At 73.3% G+C, this 6,822-nt stretch carries 5 protein-coding genes and 1 pseudogene; 2 read left to right on the plus strand and 4 right to left on the minus strand.

The features are described from left to right. On the minus strand, nucleotides 1–821 hold an 821-nt coding region (locus VR44_RS32360; protein ID WP_045951197.1), incomplete at its 3' end, for a CaiB/BaiF CoA transferase family protein. A 198-nt stretch (nucleotides 822–1,019) separates the two neighbouring features. Continuing rightward, a complete protein-coding gene (locus VR44_RS32365; RefSeq protein WP_157880481.1) occupies nucleotides 1,020–2,141 on the minus strand; it encodes a type ISP restriction/modification enzyme in 1,122 nt (373 codons plus the stop codon). Between the two features lie 150 nt (nucleotides 2,142–2,291). Between VR44_RS32365 and VR44_RS46130 the strand changes: the two genes are divergently transcribed. After that, the gene (locus tag VR44_RS46130) at nucleotides 2,292–2,462 is read left to right on the plus strand and encodes a hypothetical protein (protein ID WP_169791066.1); all 171 of its coding nucleotides are present in this window, start codon (nucleotides 2,292–2,294) and stop codon (nucleotides 2,460–2,462) included. On the opposite strand, the gene VR44_RS32370 is transcribed toward VR44_RS46130, so the two are convergent. Both VR44_RS32370 and hmgA read right to left on the minus strand, forming a co-directional pair. Continuing rightward, entirely contained in the window at nucleotides 2,381–3,241 is an 861-nt protein-coding gene (locus VR44_RS32370) for a GntR family transcriptional regulator (RefSeq protein WP_245692665.1), read from the minus strand. The two genes, VR44_RS46130 and VR44_RS32370, sit on opposite strands and share 82 nt — an antisense overlap. A 103-nt stretch (nucleotides 3,242–3,344) precedes the next feature. Next, nucleotides 3,345–4,659, minus strand: a pseudogene (gene hmgA, locus VR44_RS32375) (homogentisate 1,2-dioxygenase). Nucleotides 4,660–4,811: 152 nt separating this feature from the next. Between hmgA and VR44_RS32380 the strand changes: the two are divergent. Then, nucleotides 4,812–6,822: right-handed parallel beta-helix repeat-containing protein (locus VR44_RS32380; protein ID WP_045951200.1), on the plus strand; the 2,011-nt coding region annotated here is incomplete at its 3' end.

The following is a 6,822-nucleotide window of genomic DNA, read 5'->3' on the forward strand; positions in this document are numbered from 1 at the left end:
TCCTCGGCCAGCTCCGGCCGCTCCAGCACCTCGCGGGCCAGCCGCCGCCACTCGCGGTCGTTCTGCACCGACAGCAGCACCCGGTCCCCGTCGGCCGTCGCGTAGGCGTCGTACGGCGCGATCACCGCGTGCGCCAGGCCCGTCCGCACGGGCTGCTCCCCGCCGTGCATCGTGTGGTGCAGCGGATGCCCCATCCACTCGGCGAGCGACTCCAGCATCGAGATCTCCACCGGCCCGCCGCGCCCCGTGGTCCCGCGCCGCAGCAGCGCCGCGAGCACCCCGGAGAAGGCGTACATGGCGGCCGCGATGTCGGCCGCCGGGATCCCCGCCTTCACGGGCCGCTCCGGCGTCCCGGTCACCGAGACCAGCCCCGCCTCGCACTGCACGAGCATGTCGTAGGCCCGCTTGTGGGCGTACGGGCCCCCCTCGCCGTACCCGGAGATGTCCACGGCGACCAGCCGCGGGTAGCGGGCGCACAGCGCCGCCGCGTCCAGCCCGAGCCGGGCGGCGGCGCCCTGGGCGAGGTTCTGCACGAACACGTCGGCACCGTCGAGCAGGGCGTGCAGCACCTCCAGCCCGCGCGGGTCCTTCAGGTCCAGCGCGAGGGACTCCTTGCCCCGGTTGGCCCAGACGAAGTGCGAGGCCAGGCCCCGGGCGGCGGTGTCGTAGGCGCGCGCGAAGTCACCGCCGTCGGGGCGTTCCACCTTGATCACCCGGGCTCCGAGGTCGGCGAGCTGACGGGTGGCGAAGGGGGCGGAGACGGCCTGCTCGACGGCGACGACGGTGAGACCGGCCAGGGGGAGGGGTTCAGTGGCTGCCATGGGCTCTGCCTACCGGGTGGAAGCGGGATCTGTCACCCGTCTGCGGAGCCCGCGTCCCCGGGGATGTCCGGATTCGGTGCGTATGGTGCGTTGGCCTCCTCCGTCGACCCGTCGGAAGGAAGGCCGGACGAGAACCACCACCGCCCTCTGCCGGACGGCGGTCGTCCTGGCGGCGCCGGGCGGGAGAGGGTGGGGCGCTCAGAGCAGGGCGAACTGGCCCCCCGGGCCCTCCTCCTGATGGTCCAGCACCGATGCCGGGCGACGGGACCAGCGCGGCGGCGGCAGCACCCCGGCCGCCGCCAGCTCGGCCGGCGGGAGCGGCGGCCCGGGCGTGAACGCCGCCCGCTCCGGCGCCAGATCGGCCAGCAGGGCCAGCGTCGTCACCAGGGCGAGCAGATCCGAGGTCCAGGCCTGCGGCCACTCGGCGGGCCCGAACCCCTCCAGGCCCCGCGCCTCCGGCTCGCGGTGCGCGCACCGGGCGGCGAACCAGGACTCCAGCACCCGTACGCCCTGCGCCTCGTACTCCCACGCCCCGGCCGGAACGGGGGAGACGGCCCCGTCCCCGACCGTCAGGGTCTCCGTCTCCGGGTCGTACCCGAGCTCCTGCGGCCAGACCGTCACCGCCGCCCGTACGTACGGGCGCCGCCCGCCGGGCAGCCGGGGCGGTTCCCCGCCGCGCGCACCGCGCAGCTGGACGGTGAGCAGGCGGTGGCCCAGCTCCACCCCGGCCCGCCAGCGCCCGGGGTCGGCGGGGAGCGGGACCTCGTACCCCCGGATCCCGGGGCGGCCGGCGGCGAGGATCCAGCACAGCACGTCCTCCGGGGTGACCCAGCCGCCGTACCGCCCGCCCAGCAGGGGCGCCAGGCCCGGCGCGAGGTTCGCCTCGGTGCCGCCCGGGCGCCGGTGCAGCGGGCGGATCCGGCCGAGCCGGCCGGCCGGGAGGTGGGCGGTGACCAGCAGGCCCGGGTTCTCCAGCAGGAACAGCTGCTGCCCGTCCAGGACCCGCCACAGCTCCGGGCGCGCCGCGTCGATGAGCCGCTGGTCGGGCAGCAGCCACTGCTCGTCGAAGGGCGCGCGGAGCACCCGTACGGGGTCGGGGAAGGGGCCGGGGTCGTCGGCGAAGCGGGCGGTGGCGGAGCGCTGCCCCGGCAGGGCGGCCGCACCGGCGGAGGGCGTACGGGTCCGGCTCGGGCGGAACAGCCTCTCGCGCTCCGGCCCCTCGGCCCCGGTCAGGGCCGTCCAGCGGGCACGCAGCGTGGCCGGATCGGGGGCCGCGACCCAGGCGCGGCCCAGGCGCAGGCCGCTCACGGACCAGGGCATCAGATCGTCCAGCAGGGGTACGTCTTCGCTCACCCGGCAGATGGTAGCGACGGGCCGCCGGGCCCGGGCCGTGTCCCGGCCGAAGCGTTACGCTCCTTGTGTACGCGTCCGTCACGTACGTACGCATCCGTACCGACCGAGGAGTCGGCCATGAGTCAGTACGACGAGTATTCGACCCCCTCGCAGGCCGAGGGCGAGCGGCTCGACGAGGACATGGACGAGAAGCAGTACCAGCAGAGTCACCACGCGAGGACGGCGCGCACCACGCCTTCGCAGGCCGAGGGCGAGCGCACGACCGAGGAGAACGAGCAGCGGAAGTAGGGCCCGCCCGGGGCCCCGGGACCCCGCCCCGGCGCGTCCGCGACGGTGACCGTGAAGGAGAAGCGGTCGCCCCGGTACCGGATCCGGGCCACGTCGACCACCCGCCCGTCCTCCCCGTAGGTCACGCCGGTGTAGTGCAGGATCGGGCTCAGCAGCGGCACCTGGAGCAGTTCGGCCGTCTCCGGGTCGGCCAGCCGCGCCTCCACGGTGTCCGTGATCCGGCTGATCCGCACGCCGACCACGTCGCGCAGCACCTTGGTCATCGGCCAGCGCTCCAGGTCGGCGAGGTCCACCGCCTCGGCGAGCTCGGGGCGCACCGCGTTCTCCGCCCAGTTGGTCGGCTCCCCGCTCTGGCCGTCGCGCCGCAGGCGGCGGTAGGTGACCACCTCCCGCAGGTCCGGGAAGTGCTCCAGCAGCTCCCCGGACACCGGCGTCCGCTCGTGCCCGATGACCGTCGTCGCCTCACCCGACTGCTGGGCCACGATCGCGTCGACCGAGCCGAGCAGCCGCACCGGGGCGCTGCGGCGGGCGCCCGGCTCGATGAACGTGCCGCGCCGCCGGTGCCGGCTGATGAGGCCCTCGCCCTCGAGTTCCTTGAGCGCCTGCCGCATCGTCAGCACGCTCACCCCGTAGTGCTCGGCGAGCTGTTCCTCGGTCGGCAGGCGCAGCGAGGCGTCCGGGGTGCGGCCGAGTATCGAGGCGCGCAGTGACTGCGACACCTGATACCAGAGGGGCAGCTTCCGGTTCAGCACCAGGGAGTCGGGGGCGAAGGCGGTCACGGGTGGTTCTCCGTACGGGCTGGCGTCCCGGGCGGGGCGGCAGGCTCAACAGCGCGGGGCAGGGAATACTGCGGGGCAGGGAATACTGCGGGGCAGGGGAATACTAGGCGCGGAAGTGCCGTTCGAGACCCTCCCAGACGTCGTCGTATCCGCGCTGGAGGTGCTCGGCGGCGGCCGCCTGGGCCGTGGCGGTGATCGGCCAGCGGGTCTCGAACATGAAGGCCAGGCCGTCGTCGATCTTCTGCGGCTTCAGCTCGGCGGCGCTGGCCTTGTCGAAGGTCTCCCGGTCCGGTCCGTGGGCGGACATCATGTTGTGCAGCGAGCCGCCGCCGGGGACGAAGCCCTCGGCCTTGGCGTCGTAGGCGCCCTCGATCAGGCCCATGTACTCGCTCATCACGTTCCGGTGGAAGTACGGCGGGCGGAAGGTGTCCTCGCCGACCAGCCAGCGCGGGGGCGAAGACGACGAAGTCCACGCCCGCCAGGCCCGGGGTGTCGGAGGGCGAGGTCAGGACCGTGAAGATGGACGGGTCCGGGTGGTCGTAGCTGATGGTCCCGATGACGTTGAACCTGCGCAGGTCGTAGACGTACGGGACGTGCGTGCCGTGCCAGGCGACCACGTCGAGCGGGGAGTGGTCGTAGGTCGCGGTCCAGAGGTTGCCGCAGAACTTGTTGACCACCTCGGTCGGGCGCTCGACGTCCTCGTACGCGGCGACCGGCGCCCGGAAGTCCCGGGCGGCGGCCAGGCCGTTGGCGCCGATCGGGCCCAGGTCGGGCAGCTCGAAGGGCCGGCCGTAGTTCTCGCAGACGTAGCCTCGGGCGTCGCCGTCCAGGAGCTCCACGCGGAAGCGGACGCCGCGCGGGATCAGCGCCACCTCGCCGGGACCGGCGGACAGCAGGCCGAGCTCGGTGCGCAGCAGCAGGCCGCCGCGCTCGGGGACGATCAGCAGCTCGCCGTCCGAGTCGCTGAACACCCGGTCGGTCATGTCGGCGTTGGCGGAGTAGAGGTGGACGGCCATACCGGTGCGCTGGGTGGCGTCGCCGTTGCCGCCGAGGGTCCACAGGCCGGCCAGGAAGTCGGTGCCCGGGGCCGGGTCGGGCAGCGGGTTCCAGCGGAGCCGGTTGGGGTCCGGGACGGTCTCGGTGAAGGGTCCCGTACGCAGGGCGCCGTTGTCGGCGCGGGTGAAGGCCGGGTGTGCGGCGGAGGGGCGGATCCGGTAGAGCCAGGAGCGGTGGTTGTGGCGGCGGGGCTCGGTGAAGGCACTGCCGCTGAGCTGCTCGGCGTAGAGGCCGAGGGGGGCGCGCTGGGGGGAGTTGCGGCCGTGCGGGAGGGCGCCGGGCACGGCCTCCGAGCTGTGCTCGTTGCCGAAGCCGGTGAGGTACTCCAGCGCCTGCGCCGTCTTCCTGGCCTGCTCACTCATGGGGTGCTCCCGCTCCGTCGAAGGAATCCTATGGTCGACAGTAGGATTCCGCGACCCGCGCGTCAACGCCGTCTTTCCGGCCAGGGCCGGCGGCGGCCGGGTTCGTGCGCGGGGGGATCCCAAAAGATGAACATTGCTCTACTCTCTCGCGCATGTCGTGGACCCGCAGGTTCCCTGCCGTGCCGGCGGCGCTCCTCGCCGCCCTCCTCGCGCTCCTGTCCCTCCTCGCCGCCGCGCCCGACGCCCGCGCGCACGAGGAGCGCCCCGTCACCCTCCCCGACGGCTCCGGATCCGTACCGGCCTACCGCGCGGCCGAGCCCGACCTGCTGGTCTGCAAGACCGACCGGGCCGACTTCGAACGCCGGATCGCGGGCTTCCCCGAACAGCTCAGGCAGCGCAACCTCACCCTCTACGAGCGCTGCGCGCAGAGCGGGTACCGCCACCTCCAGGAGGCCGTGGACGCCGTCGACCGGCCGGGGATGAACATCGCGATCCTGCCCGGCCTCTACGAGGAGGAGCCCTCGCTCCCCAAGCCCACGGGGGAGTGCGCCCGCCTCGAGGCCCCGAACTCCGCGCTCGGCTACCAGATCCTGTCCTACGAGCAGCAGGTGCGGTGCCGCCACAACCAGAACCTGGTGGCGGTCCTCGGCAAGAAGGACCTGCAGATCGAGGGCACCGGAGCCGCCCGGACCGACGTGGTCATCGACGCCAAGTACCAGAAGCTGAACGCCATCCGCGCCGACAAGTCCGACGGCGTCTACTTCCGCAACTTCACCGCGCAGCGCACGACCTTCAACTCCCTGTACGTACTCGCCGCCGACGGCTTCGTCATCGACGACGTACTGACCCGCTGGAACGACGAGTACGGCTTCCTGACCTTCGCCAGCGACCACGGCCTCTACAAGAACTGCGAGTCCTACGGCAACGGCGACTCCGGCATCTACCCCGGCAGCGCCTCCAACATCAACGACGGCCGCGGCTACGACGTGCCCCGCTACTCCATCGAGATCACCGGCTGCCACAGCCACCACAACATGGTCGGCTACTCCGGCACCGCCGGGGACTCGGTCTGGGTCCACGACAACGAGTTCGACCAGAACATGGGCGGCGCCTCGATGGACAGCGCCTTCCCCGGACACCCCGGCCTCCCGCAGAACCACGCCCGCTTCGAACGGAACCTGATCCACGACAACAACGCCGACTACTACCACTACGTCGCCGACGGCACCTGCGCCAAACCGCCCGTCGCACGCGGCTACGAACAGGGCGTGGTCTGCCCGCAGATCTCCATGCCACCGGGCACCGGCATCATCACCGCCGGCGGCAACTGGAACGTCTACGAGAACAACTGGGTCTACGGGCACCGGCGCGCCGGCTTCTTCCTCAGCGCGGTGCCGGCCTTCATCCGCGGCGAGGAGAAGTGGTCCAAGCAGACCGACACCTCCCACCACAACCGCTACGCGGGCAACATCCTCGGCAAGGACAGGTCCGGCGCCTCCCGCCCCAACGGCAGCGACGTGTGGTGGGACGGCCAGGGCCGGGGCAACTGCTGGCAGGACGGACCCGACGGCTCCACCCCGGGCACCCTCCCGCAGTGCGGCAGCGCGCGCGGCGAGGTCAGCGGGGCCTCGGCCCGGCTGGTGGGCGAACCGGTCAAGCTGACGCAGCTGCTCGTCTGCGCCGACTACAACGTCCAGGCCAGAAGGCTCCCGGCCGGCTGCGACTGGTACGGGGCCCGGGGCCTGGAGCGGGTCGAGACCCAGATCGCCCTGGCGGTGGCGGCCGTCCTGCTGCTGGTCGGCGGAGCCCTGTGGGGGCGCCGCCTGCGCCGCTCCCGGCTGGGCACGGCGGCCGCCCTGCTGGGGCTGGCCGGCCTGGCCCTGGACGTCGCCGGCTCCACGACCCCCCTGACACACACCCCCGTCCCCGCCCTCGCCCTGCTCCTGCTCGGCCTGTGGTGGACCGGCACCGGCCTGGCCCTGCGCCGCGAACGGCCCTGGCTGGCCCGCCTCACCCTGCTCCTGGGCGCCCTGACCCTGCTCGACGCCTTCGACAAGGCGGTCCTGATGATCCCCTGGATCCCGCTGAGTCCCGCCTGGATCCGGGCCCTGCTCGCGGTGGTGTGGACCCTGTGGGCAGCCGTCGCCTCCGCCCGCCCGGCCC

The sequence above is a fragment of the Streptomyces katrae genome (assembly GCF_000966975.1).
GTDB lineage: Bacteria > Actinomycetota > Actinomycetes > Streptomycetales > Streptomycetaceae > Streptomyces > Streptomyces katrae.